Source organism: Ensifer sp. Root278 (genome assembly GCF_001429285.1).
Taxonomy (GTDB): Bacteria; Pseudomonadota; Alphaproteobacteria; order Rhizobiales; family Rhizobiaceae; genus Ensifer.
The window spans coordinates 1-16,807 of sequence record NZ_LMJJ01000042.1; the positions used below are offsets into that span (position 1 = coordinate 1).

Sequence of the window (16,807 nt, forward strand, 5' to 3'; positions counted from 1 at the left end):
CCTTCGACCAGCTCGGGCTTCAGCGACGAGGCGGCGGCCAGTGCCGGATAGCAGATCGCCGGGCGCAGGTTGGCGAACAGTTCGAGATCCTTGCGCAGACGCAGCAACCCGGCTTCCGGACGCACCTCGTAGGGCACCGCATCCCACTTCGGACCGCCGACGGCGCCGAACAGCACCGCATCGGCGGTCAGCGCCTTCTTCATGTCCGCTTCCGAGATCGCCTGGCCATGGGCGTCATAGGCCGAACCGCCGACCAGGCCCTCGTCGGTCACGAAGCCGGCACCAAGCTCGGCATTCATGTAGGCGATGATTTTGCGGACTTCCGCCATGGCTTCCGGGCCGATGCCGTCGCCGGGCAGAAGGAAGAGGTTGCGCACAGTCATGGATAGTCCTTCTCGCGGGGGAAAACTCGGCCGCGTTCTAGCGCAACTTCGTATCGAGGGAAATCGCCGCGACGAAAGATTTGTGCGCGGCTGCGAGCGGCACGTTCCCGGCGGAACAGCTGCTCTACCGAGGAAGTGGGATGCTCTTTTCGAGGCCGCGCATCTTGCCCGGCCATCGATCCTCCTAGGAGAAAAGCATGCGCAAGTTCGTCCATGCAGTCGCCACACATATCCGCGCCACGGCCAAGAATTTAACCTTTGCTGGCAAGCGGTCACCCGCGTCGTCATATAGCTGGCTTAGCTTTCCTCTTGACTGAATCGGTGCCTCCGGATCGAATGCGGGCAACACAACCGGGAACCCGCCATGTCCGAGACGCTGCTGATCGGAGCCTTTCTCGCCGCCCTTTCCTATGTCCTTATTCCCGGACCGGCGTTTCTGGCGTTGCTCGGTATCGGCGCCGGACAGGGGCGCAAGGCAGGCGCCTTGTTCATGGGCGGGCACCTGGCGGGTGACGTTCTCTGGTCGACCCTGGCGCTGGTTGCCATCGTTGGCGCGCGTTCGGTCGGTAGCACGATCTTCGATATTCTCGGCCTCTTTTGCGGCGTCTATCTCGGCTGGATCGGCTGGACGGCACTCCGTGCGAGGCCGGCGGGCGAGAACCGGGCACTCCTGACCGTCGAGCGTCCGCTGCGGCGCGGCCTGATCTTTGGGCTCACCAATCCCAAGGGATATCCGGTGGCGCTCGCAACTTTCACGGCGCTGCTTGCCAGCTCGGCGAACGCGCTTGAGTTCAACGCGCTTCCGGCGCTGCTTGGCGTCTCGCTCATCGGCTTTCTTGTTGCCGACCTGATCCTGATCGTCATCATCGGCACCTCTGTGGTGCGGCGTTTCTACCGACGGCACGAATTGGCAATCGTCAGGCTCTCCGGTCTCCTGTTCATGGGCTTCGCCGCTCAAGCCGTCTGGCACGCAGCGCCGGGACTTCTCGGGCTGCGCAAACCTTGACGGTATCCCTGCCGGCAACCACCTTCATTTTCGCCGCTTCCTCATGTCGGAGGTAGCCGGCCCCCTCCCCGGACCTAAGCCGGACCGCATGCGAAAGGATTTCTGATGACCACCAGCACCCCGCTCAACCCCGCGCTCACATCATGGTCAGGCCACGAGGGCCTGCCGCGTTTCGATCTGGTGAAGGACGAGGATTTCGCGCCGGCGTTCGAAGCGGCCTTCCGGGAGCACGAAGCGGAGATTGACGCGATTGCCGAAAATTCGGCCGCTCCGACCTTCGAGAATACCATCGTTGCACTCGAAATCGCTGGCGATGCACTTTCGCGCGTGTCCTCCATCTTCTGGAATAAGGCCGGGGCCGACACCAACGAAACGATTCAGGCGCTGGAGCGCGACATCGCCCCAAAGATGTCGCGGCACTATTCCAAGATCGGCATGAATGCCGCGCTGTTCAGGCGCATCGACACGCTGTGGGAAGGCCGCCAGTCCCTGGGGCTTGATCTTGAAGCGACCCGTGTGCTCGAGCGGCACTGGAAGGGTTTCGTCAAATCCGGCGCCAAGCTCGCAAAACCCGAGCAGGAGCGGCTGGCCGCGATCAACGAAAAGCTCGCCGGCATCGGCGCGAAGTTCGGGCAGAACGTGCTTGCCGACGAGAAGATCTGGGTTCTGTTCCTCGAAAGCGAGGAACAGCTCGCCGGTGTGCCGGACTTCCTTCGCGACGCCATGGCGGCAGTGGCCGAGGACCGTGGCCAGAAGGGAAAATACGCGGTTACCCTGTCGCGCTCGATCATCGAACCGTTCCTGACCTTCTCGGAAAATCGCGAGCTCCGTGAACAGGCCTTCCGCGCCTGGGTCGCGCGAGGCGAAAACGGCGGCGACACCGACAATCGCGGGCTGATCGCCGAGATGCTGGCGCTGCGCGCGGAAAAGGCGAAGCTGCTCGGCTATGAAAACTTCGCGTCGCTGAAGCTCGACGACACCATGGCGAAGACGCCGGCCGCAGTGAACGGTCTCCTGATGCAGGTCTGGGAAAAGGCCGTTGCCCGCGCCCACGAGGAAGAGGCGGAGCTTGCCCGGCTCGTTGCCGGCGAGGGTCGCAATCACGACGTCATGCCCTGGGACTGGCGCCATTATGCCGAAAAGCTCCGGGCCGAGAAGTTCAATTTCTCCGAAGGCGAACTCAAGCCTTACCTGCAGCTCGAAAAGATCATCGAAGCTTGCTTCGACGTTGCCAAGCGCCTGTTCGGCATCACCGCGACGGAGAAGAAAGGCATCGCCGCCTATCATCCTGACGTGCGGGTCTTCGAGATCAAGGACGCGTCCGGCAAGCTGGTGGCCCTCTTCCTCGGCGATTATTTCGCCCGGTCGTCGAAGCGTTCCGGCGCCTGGATGAGCTCGTTCCAGTCGCAGCACAAGCTGAAACTGAAGAGCGGCGCCGAAGGCGAACTGCCGATCATTTATAACGTCTGCAATTTTGCCAAACCCGCCGAGGGCAAGCCGGCACTGCTGTCGCTCGACGATGCCCGCACGCTCTTCCACGAGTTTGGCCATGCCTTGCATGGCATGCTATCCAACGTCACCTATCCGTCCGTTTCGGGTACCGGTGTGTCGCGCGATTTCGTCGAGCTGCCGTCGCAGCTCTACGAACATTGGCTGACGGTGCCGGAGATCCTCAAGCGCTACGCAGTGCATTACCAGACCGGCGAGCCGATGCCGCAGGCGCTGCTTGACAAGGTGCTCGCCGCCCGGACGTTTAACTCCGGCTTCGCCACCGTCGAGTTCACTTCTTCTGCTCTGGTCGACATGGCCTACCACACGGCCGAGGAGACGGCGGAGCCGATGGCGCTCGAAGCAAAGAAGCTCGATGAGATCGGCATGCCGAAATCCATCGTCATGCGCCACCGCAGCCCACATTTCCTGCACGTCTTCTCGGGCGACGGCTATTCGGCAGGCTACTATTCCTACATGTGGTCGGAAGTGCTCGACGCCGACGCCTTCGCGGCCTTCGAGGAAACCGGCAATGCCTTCGATCCGGCGATGGCCGCCCGCCTCAAGGACAATATCTATTCGGTCGGCGGCTCGATCGATCCGGAGGATGCTTACAAGGCGTTCCGCGGCAAGCTGCCGAGCCCGGATGCGATGCTGGCAAAGAAGGGCCTGGCGGCCTGAGGTGTCCTGAAACCTGCCCGGTTGGCTGGATATTGGAACGGCGCCCTCGGGCGCCGTTTTAGCATTCTGCTCAAGCGCTCTGCTCGACGCCAAATGTCGATAGCAGGCTTTGCATCCGTTGCGCCGCCAGTTCCGGCCGATCGAGCACATTGGCGCGGTCGGCGAGACGGAAGATGTCGGCATAGTGCAGCGCCCCGCGGGCGGACTGCATGCCGGCGGGCATGGTGAAGTGGCGCTGGTGCCCGTTCAGCCAGGCAAGGAAAACGACCCCGGCCTTGTAGTATTGCGTAGGCGCCTCGAAGATCTTGCGTGACAACGGCACGGTCGGCTCGATCACGCCGCGGAAGGTGGCGAGGTCACTCTTGGCGAGTGCTGCGAGCGCCTTGGAGGCGGAGGGTGCCACCGCATCGAAAATGCCGAGCAGGGCGTGGCTAAACTTCGTGCCGTCGCCTTCGATCAGTTCCGCATAGTTGAAATCGTCGCCGGTAAAGCAGAGCACGCCGTCCGGCAGGCGGTTGCGTAGCGCCACTTCCCTGGCGTTGTCGAGCAGCGAGATCTTGATGCCTTCGACCTTGTCGCGGTTGGCTTCGATGATCGAGAGCACGGTATCGAGCGCCTGGTCGAAGTCCTCAGAGCCCCAGTAACCCCGAAGTTGCGGGTCGAACATGTCGCCGAGCCAGTGCAGCACGACCTTGTGTCGGGTCTGGCCGAGGATGCGCCCATAGACATGGCGATAGTCGTCGGCGGAGCGGGCAACGCGGGCGAGTGCGCGGCTTGCCATCATGATCGCCCTGCCCCCCTCGCCTTCGACGAAGCCGACCTGCTCTTCGTAGGCGGCAATCACGTCGTCCAGCGATCGCGCATCGGTCGGCGCCAGGTGGTCGGTGCCGGCACCGCAGGCAAGATCGGCGCCCGGAACCTGCCGCGCGTCCGCAAGCGAGCGGCGGATCAGTTCCTGCGCGCCCGGCCAGGCAAGGCCCATACCGCGTTGGGCGGTGTCCATCGCCTCGGCGATCTTGAAGCCAAGGCTCCAGAGATGGTGGCGAAACGCCATCGTCGCCCCCCAGTCGATCGCCGGATTGCCCCAGGGATCGAGATCCCGGAGAGGATCCGAGACCACATGGGCGGCCGCATAGGCGATGCGGTTGAAGGTCGGCGGCGTCTGCGGCCGTTCGATCGGGGTTCCCGTCAGGCGGTAGTGTTCGAGCGAGCCGTCTTGGTGCGGCAGCGTCAGGCTTGTCATCGGGGTAGGTCTCCTCCGCGGAAGTTTGTGTTGAAATACTTTGGATCGTTCCAAATGGCAAGTGGCATTGTTTTTGGGAATTCGCCAACAGTGTTATCGGTAGCGGCTCACGTGTGATTACATCGTTGTTTTGTATGGATTTATGTCATCAGGAAGGCGCCAGTATCACTGGCATTTAATGCCGATTGATCGCTAGAAGAGTCGTTGGTCCAGAAAAAAGTGATCAATCATCTCTTGACGAAATTGGAACGTTCCAATTATGAAAGAGAAAAGCAGGTACGAGAATTCGGGAGGATGCTGTGGTCAAGGAAAGGGTGACGGTCATCGATATTGCGCACGCCGCCGGCGTGTCCAAGTCGACCGTGTCGCTCGTTCTGCAGGGCAGCTCGCTCGTCAACGAGGCGACGCGCGCCAAGGTGAATGCCGCGATCCGCGATCTCGGCTACGTCTACAACCGTGGAGCTGCCAATCTTCGCCAGGCGAAGTCCAAGATCATCGGCATCGTCGTCAACGATCTCACCAACAGCTTCTTTGCGGAGCTGGCCGTCGGTGTCGATGCCGTCGTGCAGTCGGCTGGCTTCGTGCAGTTCCTTGCCAACACCGGTGAAAAGATCGAGCGTCAGCGCGAAGTGGTGGCGTCGATGCGTGAGCACGGCGTCTCCGGCCTGATCGTCTCTCCGGCGCGCGGCACGGAAGTTGCCGATCTCGCGCCTCTGGTCGATAGCGGCATTCCCGTCGTGCTTGTCGTGCGCGACATTGCCGGCGCCGACGTTTCTTCATTGATATCCGACAATCACGCCGGTGCCATGGCGGCCGTGCGTCACCTGATCGAGCGTGGCCACCAGCGCATCGCCTTTCTCGGCGGCTTTCCCGATACTGCCGTCTTCGAGGCGCGCATGCGCGGCTACCGCGATGCTCTCATCGAGACCGGTATTGCAGGCTCCGATGCGTTGATCATCGGTTCGGCGCCGTCGCGCGCCGGCGGGGTAACGGCGGTGGAACAGGCAATGATGCTCGCCGACCGGCCGACGGCGGCGCTCTGCTTCAACGATGCGGTCGCCTTTGGCGTCTGCGATGGCCTCAGGGCGCGGCGGCTGGAGCCAGGCGCCGATTTCGCCGTCATCGGCTTCGACGACGTGATCGAGGCGAAGACCGCCGTGCCGGCACTGACGACGGTTTCCGTCGATCCGCAGGGCATGGGTCAGCGGGCCGCCGAACTGCTGCTGAAGCAGATCAAGGCCGGCAAGGCGGAACCCGAAGCGATCGTCAGTTCGGTGCGCCTCGTCGTTCGCCAGAGCTGCGGCGCTGCGGTGGAGAGAAAAAGGGAGGTTTTGGCATGACGCGGTGGGGTCTGATCGGCGCAAGCACGATTGCGCGCGAATGGGTGATTGGCGCGATCCGCGCCGCCGGTGGCGAGGTCGTCTCGGTCATGAGCACCAATGCCGAGCGCGGCGCTGCCTATGCCGAGGAAAACGGCATTCCGAAGTCGGTGACGTCAGTTGCTGAACTGGTCGGTGATCCCGACGTCGATGCGGTCTATGTCTCGACCACCAACGAATTGCATCGCGAACAGACGCTGGCGGCGATCGCTGCCGGCAAACACGTGCTTTGCGAAAAGCCGCTGGCGATGAACCTCAATGATGGCTGCGAGATGGTGCTGAAGGCGTGTGAGGCGGGCGTCGTGCTCGCCACCAACCACCATCTGCGCAATGCCGCCCCCCATCGCGTCATGCGTGAAGCGATCGCCGCGGGCCGAATCGGCAGGCCGATTGCGGCACGCGTCTTCCATGCCGTCTATCTGCCACCGCACCTCCAGGGCTGGCGGCTCGACAGGCCGGAAGCCGGCGGCGGCGTCATTCTCGACATCACCGTGCATGATGTCGATACGCTGCGCTACGTGCTCGACGACGACCCGATCGAAGCGGTCGCCATCAGCCACAGCGCCGGCATGGGCAAGGAAGGCCTGGAAGACGGCGTCATGGGCGTGCTGCACTTCCGCTCCGGCGTCATCGCCCAGTTCCATGACGCCTTTACCACCAGGTTCGCCGATACCGGCCTCGAGGTGCATGGAACCGAGGGCTCGCTGATCGGCCGCAAGGTCATGACCCAGCGACCGGTCGGAACCGTGACGCTGCGCAATGCCGATGGTGAGACCGAGCTGTCGCTCGACCATCGCAACCTCTACGAAACCGCACTTTCCGCCTTCCACGCCGCAGTCAAGGGCGAAGGCCGTCCTTCGGCCACGGGTGAAGACGGCGTGTGGTCGCTGGCGACGGGTCTTGCCGTGGTCAAGGCGGCTGCGACCGGCCAGGCGGTGGCGATCGAAACGGGACTTTGAACTCATGTCGATGAACAAGCATATCTCGCCGGCCGAAGCGGCCGCCCTGATCCCGGATGGTGCGGTGGTTTCCGTCTCGTCGTCCAGCGGACTCGGCTGCCCCGACCTGATGCTGAAGGCGATCGGTGAGCGCTTCGAGGCGACCGGTCATCCGCGCGATCTCACGACACTGCACCCGATCGCCGCCGGCGACATGAGCGGCATCAAAGGTGTCGACTACATCGCGAAGAAGGGCCTCCTGAAGAAGATCATCGGCGGCTCCTATCCCTCCGGCCCGTCGAGTGCGGAACCGCCGCTGATCTGGCAGATGATTGGTGCCAACGAGGTGGCCGCCTACAACATTCCCTCCGGCATCCTCTTCGATATGCACCGCGAGGCGGCCGCCAAGCGGCCGGGCGTCATGACCAAGGTCGGCCTCGACACCTTTGTCGACCCGTCGCGCGAGGGCTGCGCGATGAATGCTTCGGCGGCCGCCAAGCCGGTGGTCAAGAAGGTCTCGTTCGAGGGCGAGGACTGGCTGTATTTCAAGGCGATTGCGCCGCAGGTGGCCATCATCCGCGCGACGACCGCGGACGAGCGCGGCAACCTCACCTATGAACACGAGGGCGCTTATCTCGGCGGCCTCGATCAGGCGCTCGCCGCCCGCAACAATGGCGGCATTGTTATTGCCCAGGTCAAGCGCATCACCAAGGAAGGCTCGTTGAAGCCGCACGACGTGCGGGTGCCGGGTGTCCTCGTGGACTATGTCATCGTCGACCCGGACCAGAAGCAGACGACCCAGACGCTTTACGATCCGGCGATCTCGGGCGAGATCTTCCGGCCGCTCGACAGTTTCCGCGTGCCGGAATTCAATATCCAGAAGGTGATCGCCCGCCGCGTGGCGCAGGAGCTTGAGGTCGGCAGCGCCGTCAATCTCGGTTTCGGCATCTCGGCCAACGTGCCGCGCATCCTGCTTGAAGAAGGCTTGCATGGCGCGGTCACCTGGGTGATCGAGCAGGGCGCCGTCGGCGGCGTGCCGCTTCTCGATTTCGCTTTCGGCTGCGCCTCGAACGCTGATGCCTTCATGCCTTCGCCCTACCAGTTCACCTATTTCCAGGGTGCCGGCTTCGACGCGTCGCTGCTCTCCTTCCTCGAGATCGACCGTCACGGCTCGGTCAATGTCTCAAAGCTCTCGTTCCGTCCGCATGTGACGGCCGGCGCCGGCGGCTTCGTCGACATCACGGCGCGGGCGAAGAAGATCGTCTTTTCCGGCATGTTCAATGCCGGCGCCAAGCTTTCGATCGGCGATGGCAAGCTGGTGATCGAGAAGGAAGGCAAGCTGAAGAAGCTGGTCAACGAGGTCGAACACGTCACCTTCTCCGGCCGTCGCGGCATCGAGCAAGGCCAGGACATCACCTATGTGACCGAGCGCTGCGTGATGAAGCTGACGCCTGAGGGCGTCATGCTGACGGAGATCGCGCCGGGCGTCGATCTGCAGACCCATATTCTTGATCAGTCGGAGTTTCCGCTGATCGTGTCCAATCAGCTGAAAACGATGGATGCTGCCCTCTTCCAGGACGCACTGATCGGGCTTGAGCTGCCGAAAAAGGCGCAGCGTCGGCTCGACGGAGGCCACCATGGCTGAGGGGCGCATCCGAATTGAGATAGAAGGCGCGATCGCGACCATGACGGTCGCCCGCCCGGAAAAGCTCAACGCCTTCGACATCGACATGCTGAAGGCCCTGGCCGCCGCCTGCGATACGGTAGAGGCCGACCGCAACATCCGCGTTGTCATCCTCACCGGTGAGGGCAAGGCGTTTTCGGCCGGCGGCGACATCAAGGCCTGGGGCGGCATGGATGCGCCCGCATTCGGTCATGACTGGGTGCGCTTCGGCCATCGTGTGTTCGAGCGGCTGGCGACGTTGCGCATGCCTGTGATCGCCGCGCTCAACGGCCACGCGCTCGGAGGCGGGCTGGAGCTTGCGGCCGCGGCCGACATCCGCCTGGCCGAGGCGCAGATCAAGATCGGTCTGCCGGAAACGAGCCTCGGCATGGTTCCCGGTTGGTCGGGCACGCAGCGCCTGGTCTCGCGCTTCGGTGCCCAGATCGTGCGGCGCATGGTGCTGGGTGGCGAGATGTTCACTGCCGAGACTGCGCTCAAGGAAGGTTTGGTCGATGCCGTCGTCGAGACCGGCACGGTCCTTGCCGCCGCCCGCGACTACGCGGCGCGTGTTGCGAAGCGCGGCCCGGCGGCGCTCGAAATCTCGAAACTGATGATCGCTTCGGCGAATGGCGAAGACAATGGCTCGGCGGTCGAGGCTCTCGGCTCGATCCTCGTCGCCAAGACCGGTGATCTCAAGGAAGGCGTTGCCGCCTTTTCCGAAAAGCGTGAAGCCCAATTCAAGGGAGAATGGTAATGACCGTGCTCGTGAAACCCAAGGCGCTTGGCGACCACAAGGTCCGCGCCTTCCAGATGCTGATCGACGGCAAATGGGTGGACAGCGCCGAGCGGCGCATGATCGAGCGCGTGTCGCCGGGCCATGGCGTCGTCGTCAGCCGCTACCAAGCGGGCACCAAGGCCGACGCCGAAAAGGCGATCGCCGCGGCTCGCCGTGCTTTCGACGAAGGCGCCTGGCCGCGCATGACCGCTTCCCAGCGCTCGCTGGTGTTGCTGCGGGCCGCCGACATCATCGCGGAACGGGCCGATGAACTCGCCTATCTCGACGCGATCGAATCCGGCAAGCCGATCAGCCAGGCCAAGGGCGAGCTTGGCGGCGCGGCCGATATCTGGCGCTATGCCGCGGCCCTTGCCCGCGATCTGCATGGCGAAAGCTACAACACGCTCGGCGATGGCACGCTTGGTGTCGTGCTGCGCGAAGCGATTGGCGTCGTCTCGATCATCACGCCCTGGAACTTCCCGTTCCTGATCGTCAGCCAGAAGCTGCCCTTCGCCTTGGCGGCGGGCTGCACCACGGTGGTCAAGCCGTCCGAACTGACCTCGGCTTCGACGCTGCTGCTCGGCGAAATCCTCGAAGCGGCTGGCGTCCCTGCTGGCGTCGTCAACATCATCACCGGCACGGGGCCGGAGGTCGGCGCGCCGATGACGACGCATCCGGATGTGGACATGGTGTCCTTCACCGGTTCGACCGGCGTTGGTCGCCTGACCATGGCCAATGCCGCACAGACGCTGAAGAAGGTGTCGCTGGAACTCGGCGGCAAGAACCCGCAGATCGTCTTCCCCGACGCCAATCTCGACGAATTCATCGATGCGGCCGTCTTCGGCGCCTATTTCAATGCCGGCGAATGCTGCAATGCCGGCTCGCGTCTGATCCTGCATCGCGATATCGCCGACGAGGTGACGCGGCGGATCGCCGAGCTTTCGGCCAAGGTCAAGGTCGGCGATCCGCTGGATCCGGAAACCCAGGTCGGCGCGATCATCACGCCGCAGCATCTGGAAAAGATTGCCGGCTATGTTTCTGCTGCATCCAAGGATGGCGCTGCGGTCGCGCATGGCGGCACGGCCCTCGATCTCGGCATGGGTCAGTTCATGGCGCCGACGATCCTCTCGGCCGTGCGCCCCGACATGGCGGTGGCGCGCGAGGAAGTGTTCGGCCCGGTTCTTTCGGTATTGACCTTCGAGACGACCGAGGAAGCGATCAGCATCGCCAATGCGATCGACTACGGTCTTTCGGCCGGCGTCTGGAGCCGCGACTTCGACACCTGCCTGATGATCGGCCGCCGCGTGCGCGCCGGCACCATCTGGATGAATACCTTCATGGATGGCGCGTCCGAGCTGCCCTTCGGCGGTTACCGCCAGTCCGGCCTCGGCCGCGAGCTCGGCCGACATTCGGTCGAGGATTACACCGAGACCAAGACGCTCAACATGCATATGGGGCCGCGCACCGGCTGGTGGATGCCGCGTTAAGGCGCTGCTGAGGGAGGAGAAGACATGCGGATCGAGGGCGGAGATCAGAGGCGGCAGGAGGCAGCGTCACGCGACGCGGCCTTGCGCATCTTTTCCGCCCGCTCAGCCCGCCGTGCTGAAACTCGCGGGGATCTGCGGACAGAGCAACAGTTGCAGCTTACTGACGTCGCTTTCGCCGCCGATCTTCTGCAGGAGCACCTGGCCCATGTCCTCGCCGGTTGCCGTCAGGTCTTCGTAGATCGTCTCGACCTGCGGCTGGATGGCGCTCAGCAGATGCGAGGTCTGCTTGGCGACGATGTCGTATTCGCGGCCAAGCGTCAGCCCGCAATCGCTCATGCCGGTGATGGTTGCGAGCGCGCAGACCTCCCCGCCGCACATGAAACTGTCCGGCGGACCGGGCTCGGCGTAGCGCTGCCGGATACGGTCGCGGATCGCGCCGGCGGGGCTATCAAGGTCGATGCCGGTGAGGATCTCATAGGCGCAGCCGGCCTCGCGCACGGCGGTCATGAAGCCATGCTGCAGATGACCGGCGAAGGTGAAACCGGCGGGACCGCTGATGAGAGCCGGCTTGCGCCTGCCCTTGGCGATCAGGCGTTTCGTCGCCTGGTAGGAAAAGGTGAAGTTGTCGTAGTCGACATAGGGATGCGGGGTGGAAAGCTCAGTGCGCCCATGGGTGACGAAGGGAAAGCCGAGATCCGACAGCAGCCGGACGCGGGGATCGAGCGGTTCCGTGCGCGAGAAGATCAGGCCGTCGGCCATGCCGTTGCGGGTGATGTAGTTGACCGCCTCGACATTGGTCGAATTCAGGAAGTTCGGCATGACGATCAGGTGAAACGCCGTGCCCTGCAGCGCCTTGGCGATGCCGCTCATGATCGACGTGCCGTAGCCCAGGATTTCCTCATGCGGGTCGAGCAGCACGCCGATGACATTGGTGCGGCCGGTCTTCAGGCGCTGGGCGGCGCGGTCGGGCGAGTAGCCGATCTCATCGGCGACCTCGCGCACCCGCTTGCGGGTATCGAGCGAAATCTGCGGCGCATCGGAAAGCGCGCGGGATACGGTGGTGACCGCAAGGCCGGTGATTTCCGCGATCGTGCGAAGGGTCGGCTTGCCGCGCTTGGCGGTGGAGCCACCGTCTTCGCGATGGGCGGGCTTGGAGGGATCGGCCAATGCAAGTCATCCTGAGAGCGGGCGAGAGCGGGTTTTGTAACGTGGTGCGAACGCTTAGGCAATCGAATCATGAAAACGTTTTAAATCTCGCATCGCGGCATGGTTTGCTGCACTGCAAAAGCCAATATGTGCTATATAATTCAGCAAATTCAATCGGTTCTGAAGGTGCTAAAATACAAAATGGCGCAATGCTTGACTTGCTGAATTTATAACGTTTTAAATGGCCAGCCGCTGGCTAGAGCGGCGCGAATTCCGGGGTGGAAGGAGGTTCCACTTCGAAAACTTGCAAACGGGAGGATAACGATGCGCAAGTTGATGACGACGACGGCCGTTGTGGCGCTGATGATGGCGGCCACCGCCGCGCGCGCAGCCGAGAATGTGGAAGTTCTGCACTGGTGGACATCCGGTGGCGAAGCTGCCGCGCTCGACGTTCTGAAGAAGGATCTGGAAAGCAAGGGCATCACCTGGACCGACATGCCGGTTGCCGGCGGTGGCGGCACGGAAGCCATGACCGTCCTGCGCGCTCGCGTCACCGCGGGCAACGCTCCGACCGCCGTGCAGATGCTCGGCTTCGACATTCTCGACTGGGCCAAGGAAGGCGCGCTCGGCAACCTCGACGAGACGGCTGCCAAGGAAGGCTGGGACAAGGTCGTTCCGACCGCCCTGCAGCAGTTCTCGAAGTATGACGGCCACTGGATCGCAGCTCCGGTCAACGTGCATTCGACCAACTGGGTCTGGATCAACAAGGCCGCACTCGACAAGGCTGGCGGCAAGGAGCCGGCCAATTGGGACGAGCTGATCGCTCTGCTCGACAACTTCAAGGCTCAAGGGATCACCCCGATTGCTCATGGCGGCCAGCCCTGGCAGGATGCGACGATTTTCGACGCCGTCGTGCTTTCGCTCGGCACCGACTTCTACAAGCAGGCCTTCATCGATCTCGACCCGGCAGCGCTCGGCGGCGACAAGATGAAGGAAGCCTTCGATCGCATGACGAAGCTGCGCTCCTATGTCGACGACAACTTCTCCGGTCGCGACTGGAACCTCGCTTCCGCCATGGTCATCGAGAACAAGGCCGGCCTGCAGTTCATGGGCGACTGGGCGAAGGGCGAGTTCCTGAAGGCCAAGAAGGTGCCTGGCACCGATTTCGTCTGCATGCGCTTCCCGGGCACGCAAGGCTCGGTCACCTTCAACTCCGACCAGTTCGCGATGTTCAAGGTTGCTGACGACAAGGTTCCGGCGCAGCTCGCCATGGCTTCGGCCATCGAAAGCCCGACCTTCCAGTCGGCCTTCAACGTCGTCAAGGGTTCGGTCCCGGCCCGCACCGACGTTCCGGACACGGACTTCGACGCTTGCGGCAAGAAGGGCATCAAGGACCTCGCCGAAGCCAACAGCAACGGCAAGCTTTTCGGTTCCATGGCGCATGGCCATGCCAACCCGGCTGCCGTCAAGAACGCGATCTACGACGTCGTGACGCGTGAGTTCAACGGCGAACTGACGTCCGAAGAGGCCGTCAAGGAACTGGTCACAGCGGTCGAGGCCGCGAAGTAACGGGCTCGTTCCGGGGCGCTCAAAGCGCCCCGGACACCCATTCCGACATGCAAGCGTCGTCGTACCGCCGTGGCCAATAGGACGCGGGGAAGGGCGCTTCGATACCCAGAACCTCGCGCGGATGCCGATATCAGGGATTTCCCGACGGCCGCGCCAGAAGTGGTGAACGTTCATGGATAGCCGCAGCCGCCTGCAGGACCTGATACCGAAGCTGGTCCTTGCCCCGAGCTTCCTTATCGTCCTGATCTTTGTCTATGGCTTCATTGCCTATACCGGCTTCTTGTCGATGACGGACAGCAAGATGCTGCCGTCCTACAATTTCGTCGGGTTCAGCAATTACGCGAAACTGTGGGCGCTGCCGCACTGGTGGCGGGCGGTGAGCAACCTGGCGATCTTCGCCGCGCTCTATATCGCCATCTGCTCCGTGCTCGGTCTCGGGCTGGCAATCCTGCTCGACCAGAAGATCCGGGCCGAAGGTTTCCTGCGGCCGATCTACCTCTATCCGATGGCGCTCTCGTTCATCGTGACGGGAACGGCCTGGAAGTGGTTCCTCGATCCTGGCATCGGTCTTGAAAACACCATGCATCTCTGGGGCTGGGAGAGCTTCTCCTTCAACTGGATCAAGGACCGCAACTACGCGATCTACTGCGTCGTGATTGCCGCGGTCTGGCAGTCGACCGGCTTCATCATGGCGATGTTCCTGGCCGGCCTTCGCGGCGTCGACAACGAGATTATCAAGGCAGCACAGATCGACGGCGCCAAGACCTCGACGATCTATCGCCGGATCATCATTCCCTTGATGCGGCCGGTGTTCCTGTCGGCCTTCGTGGTGCTCGCGCACCTGGCGATCAAGGCCTACGACCTGATCATCGCCTTGACCGGCGGCGGCCCGGGGCAGGCGACCGAACTGCCGGCGACCTTCATGTATTCCTACACCTTCACCCGCAACCAGATGGGCATCGGCGCGTCCTCGGCGATCATCATGCTGGTGATGATCTTCTCGATCATCGTGCCGTACCTCTATTCCGAAATCCGGGGAGCAAAACGCTGATGAGCGCTCCGAGCCCAGACAACATCATCTCGCACAACCGCCTCACCCGTGCGCTGATCTATACCGCACTGATCCTTTTCGCGCTCTATTCGCTGCTGCCGCTCTATGTGATGCTGGTGAATTCGGTGAAGCCGCTCGATGAGATCCGCCAGGGCGGCATGCTCAACCTGCCGCAAACCTTTACCATCGAGCCCTGGCTTCAGGCCTGGTCGACGGCGCAGATCGGTGTGCAGCCGACCGGCCTGAAACCCTTCTTCATCAACTCGATCCTGATGGTGGTGCCGGCCGTGGCGATCTCGACGATCATCGGCGCGCTCAATGGCTACGTGCTGACGAAGTGGCGCTTTCCCGGTGCCAACATCTTCTTCGGCATGCTGCTCTTGTCCTGCTTCATCCCGTTCCAGATCGTGCTGATCCCGATGGCGCGCATCCTCGGTATCCTGGGGCTCGCCGGTTCGATCTGGGGCCTGATCTTCGTCCATGTGATCTACGGCCTGGGCTTCACGACGCTTTACTTCCGCAACTACTACGAGGCGTTTCCGACGGAACTGGTGCGCGCGGCGCAGATCGATGGCGCCAGCTTCTTCCAGATCTTCTGGCGCATCCTCCTGCCGTCGTCCGGCCCAATCATCGTCGTTTCGGTCATCTGGCAGTTCACCAACATCTGGAACGACTTCCTGTTCGGTGCGTCTTTCTCCGGCCCCTATTCGACGCCGATGACGGTCGCGCTCAACAACCTCGTTTCGTCCTCGACCGGGGTCAAGGAATACAACGTTCACTTCGCAGGCGCGATCCTTGCCGCCCTGCCAACGCTCATCGTCTACATCGTGTCCGGCCGCTACTTCGTTCGCGGGCTGATGTCGGGCGCCGTGAAAGGATAAGCTCATGTCTTTCTTGAAAATCAGCAACCTGCGCAAATCCTATGGCTCGCTCGAGATCCTGAAGGACATCAACCTGGAGATTGAAAAGGGTGGTTTCCTCGTGCTCGTCGGCCCCTCGGGCTGCGGCAAGTCCACGCTTCTCAACACGATTGCCGGCCTTGAGCCGATCACGTCGGGGGAGATCGCCATCAACGGCCGGTCGGTCGCCGATCTGCATCCGTCGAAGCGTGACATCGCCATGGTGTTCCAGTCCTACGCGCTCTATCCGAACATGACTGTCGCCGGAAACATCGCCTTCGGCATGGAAATCCGCGGCGTGCCGAAGGACGAGCGCGAGAAGGCGATCAAGCAGGTCGCCGACATGCTGCAGATCGGCCATCTGCTCGACCGCAAGCCGAGCCAGCTTTCCGGCGGCCAGCGCCAGCGCGTCGCCATGGGCCGTGCGCTGGTGCGCAACCCGCAGGTCTTCCTGTTCGACGAGCCGCTCTCCAACCTCGACGCCAAGCTGCGCGTCGACATGCGCACCGAGATCAAGCGCCTGCACCATCGCATGAAGACGACGATCGTCTACGTCACGCACGACCAGATCGAGGCGATGACGCTAGCGACCAAGATCGCGGTCTTGAAGGACGGCGTGCTGCAGCAGTTCGGAACGCCGGCGGAGATCTACAACAATCCGGCCAACATGTTCGTCGCCGACTTCATGGGCTCGCCGGCGATGAACCTGTTGACGGCGCGCATCGAAAAGAGCGGTTCCGACGTTGCCGTCACGCTCGCGCGCCCGAACGCTGAGCCGATGAAGCTGGCGGTGCCGCATAACGGCGCGCTCGCCGCCTATGCCGGCAAGGACGTCGTCTTCGGCATCCGTCCGGAAGCGCTGACCGATCCTGACGGGGCCGACCGCAATGCCAAGGCGATCGTCGAAGGCGAATGCCTGATCGAGGTGGTTGAGCCCGCGGGTTCGGACACCTTCGCGGTGACCCGTCTCGGCGGCAAGGAGGTCGTTGCCCGCCTGCGCGCCGATGCGCGCATCGCCCCAGGCCAGACCTCGCGCCTTGCCTTCAACCTCGACAAGGCGGTGTTCTTCGACCCGCAGAGCCAACAGCGGATCGTGTAA

Annotated in this window: 14 protein-coding genes; 11 read left to right on the forward strand and 3 right to left on the reverse strand. The window is 62.9% G+C overall.

All coding sequences use genetic code 11. The features are described 5' to 3' along the window. Positions 1-383, reverse strand: a 383-nt coding sequence (locus tag ASE60_RS27810; RefSeq protein WP_244495721.1) for an isocitrate/isopropylmalate family dehydrogenase, incomplete at its 3' end; no start/stop codon positions are given. Positions 384-747: 364 nt separating this feature from the next. Between ASE60_RS27810 and ASE60_RS27815 the strand changes: the two genes are divergently transcribed. Continuing rightward, positions 748-1,389 (forward strand): LysE family translocator, encoded by a 642-nt coding sequence (locus ASE60_RS27815; RefSeq protein WP_057254842.1) that lies wholly within the window; start codon positions 748-750, stop codon positions 1,387-1,389. 105 nt (positions 1,390-1,494) lie between these two features. Then, positions 1,495-3,558, forward strand: coding sequence for a M3 family metallopeptidase (locus ASE60_RS27820; RefSeq protein ID WP_057254843.1), 2,064 nt, complete (start codon positions 1,495-1,497; stop codon positions 3,556-3,558). Positions 3,559-3,628: 70 nt separating this feature from the next. On the opposite strand, the gene ASE60_RS27825 is transcribed toward ASE60_RS27820, so the two are convergent. Continuing rightward, positions 3,629-4,801, reverse strand: coding sequence for a dihydrodipicolinate synthase family protein (locus ASE60_RS27825; protein WP_057254844.1), 1,173 nt, complete (start codon positions 4,799-4,801; stop codon positions 3,629-3,631). A gap of 299 nt (positions 4,802-5,100) precedes the next feature. Between ASE60_RS27825 and ASE60_RS27830 the strand changes: the two genes are divergently transcribed. From ASE60_RS27830 to ASE60_RS27850, 5 genes are read left to right on the forward strand one after another with little or no spacing between them, the layout of a single operon-like run. Continuing rightward, entirely contained in the window at positions 5,101-6,141 is a 1,041-nt protein-coding gene (locus ASE60_RS27830; RefSeq protein ID WP_057254845.1) for a LacI family DNA-binding transcriptional regulator, read from the forward strand. Continuing rightward, the gene (locus ASE60_RS27835; protein WP_057254846.1) at positions 6,138-7,139 is read left to right on the forward strand and encodes a Gfo/Idh/MocA family oxidoreductase; all 1,002 of its coding nucleotides are present in this window, start codon (positions 6,138-6,140) and stop codon (positions 7,137-7,139) included. Before ASE60_RS27830 ends, ASE60_RS27835 begins: the two co-directional genes overlap by 4 nt. A gap of 4 nt (positions 7,140-7,143) precedes the next feature. Next, on the forward strand, positions 7,144-8,763 hold the full coding sequence (locus ASE60_RS27840; protein WP_082616160.1) for an acyl CoA:acetate/3-ketoacid CoA transferase: 1,620 nt from the start codon (positions 7,144-7,146) through the stop codon (positions 8,761-8,763). Continuing rightward, a complete protein-coding gene (locus tag ASE60_RS27845) occupies positions 8,756-9,535 on the forward strand; it encodes an enoyl-CoA hydratase/isomerase family protein (RefSeq protein WP_057254847.1) in 780 nt (259 codons plus the stop codon). Before ASE60_RS27840 ends, ASE60_RS27845 begins: the two co-directional genes overlap by 8 nt. Continuing rightward, positions 9,535-11,043, forward strand: coding sequence for an aldehyde dehydrogenase family protein (locus ASE60_RS27850; RefSeq protein WP_057254848.1), 1,509 nt, complete (start codon positions 9,535-9,537; stop codon positions 11,041-11,043). Before ASE60_RS27845 ends, ASE60_RS27850 begins: the two co-directional genes overlap by 1 nt. Before the next feature lie 102 nt (positions 11,044-11,145). On the opposite strand, the gene ASE60_RS27855 is transcribed toward ASE60_RS27850, so the two are convergent. Then, on the reverse strand, positions 11,146-12,210 hold the full coding sequence (locus ASE60_RS27855; protein ID WP_057254849.1) for a LacI family transcriptional regulator: 1,065 nt from the start codon (positions 12,208-12,210) through the stop codon (positions 11,146-11,148). 303 nt (positions 12,211-12,513) lie between these two features. On the opposite strand from ASE60_RS27855, the gene ASE60_RS27860 reads away from it, so the two are divergent. The 4 genes from ASE60_RS27860 (at position 12,514) to ugpC (ending at position 16,807) form a co-directional block, all read left to right on the forward strand. Beyond that, positions 12,514-13,758 carry an ABC transporter substrate-binding protein gene (locus ASE60_RS27860; RefSeq protein ID WP_057254850.1) on the forward strand — a complete coding sequence of 415 codons (1,245 nt, stop codon included), beginning with the start codon at positions 12,514-12,516 and terminating at the stop codon, positions 13,756-13,758. 172 nt (positions 13,759-13,930) lie between these two features. Then, entirely contained in the window at positions 13,931-14,809 is an 879-nt protein-coding gene (locus tag ASE60_RS27865) for a sugar ABC transporter permease (protein WP_057254851.1), read from the forward strand. Next, entirely contained in the window at positions 14,809-15,690 is an 882-nt protein-coding gene (locus ASE60_RS27870; RefSeq protein WP_057254852.1) for a carbohydrate ABC transporter permease, read from the forward strand. The genes ASE60_RS27865 and ASE60_RS27870 overlap by 1 nt, the downstream gene beginning before the upstream one ends. Before the next feature lie 4 nt (positions 15,691-15,694). Continuing rightward, positions 15,695-16,807 carry a sn-glycerol-3-phosphate ABC transporter ATP-binding protein UgpC gene (gene ugpC, locus ASE60_RS27875; RefSeq protein ID WP_057254853.1) on the forward strand — a complete coding sequence of 371 codons (1,113 nt, stop codon included), beginning with the start codon at positions 15,695-15,697 and terminating at the stop codon, positions 16,805-16,807.

Coding starts and splice junctions, on each gene's coding strand:
- ASE60_RS27815 (WP_057254842.1), top strand. CDS start 748: ATGTCCGAGACGCTGCTGATCGGAGCCTTTCTCGCCGCCCTTTCCTAT.
- ASE60_RS27820 (WP_057254843.1), top strand. CDS start 1,495: ATGACCACCAGCACCCCGCTCAACCCCGCGCTCACATCATGGTCAGGC.
- ASE60_RS27825 (WP_057254844.1), bottom strand. CDS start 4,801: ATGACAAGCCTGACGCTGCCGCACCAAGACGGCTCGCTCGAACACTAC.
- ASE60_RS27835 (WP_057254846.1), top strand. CDS start 6,138: ATGACGCGGTGGGGTCTGATCGGCGCAAGCACGATTGCGCGCGAATGG.
- ASE60_RS27840 (WP_082616160.1), top strand. CDS start 7,144: ATGTCGATGAACAAGCATATCTCGCCGGCCGAAGCGGCCGCCCTGATC.
- ASE60_RS27845 (WP_057254847.1), top strand. CDS start 8,756: ATGGCTGAGGGGCGCATCCGAATTGAGATAGAAGGCGCGATCGCGACC.
- ASE60_RS27850 (WP_057254848.1), top strand. CDS start 9,535: ATGACCGTGCTCGTGAAACCCAAGGCGCTTGGCGACCACAAGGTCCGC.
- ASE60_RS27860 (WP_057254850.1), top strand. CDS start 12,514: ATGCGCAAGTTGATGACGACGACGGCCGTTGTGGCGCTGATGATGGCG.
- ASE60_RS27865 (WP_057254851.1), top strand. CDS start 13,931: ATGGATAGCCGCAGCCGCCTGCAGGACCTGATACCGAAGCTGGTCCTT.
- ASE60_RS27870 (WP_057254852.1), top strand. CDS start 14,809: ATGAGCGCTCCGAGCCCAGACAACATCATCTCGCACAACCGCCTCACC.
- ugpC (WP_057254853.1), top strand. CDS start 15,695: ATGTCTTTCTTGAAAATCAGCAACCTGCGCAAATCCTATGGCTCGCTC.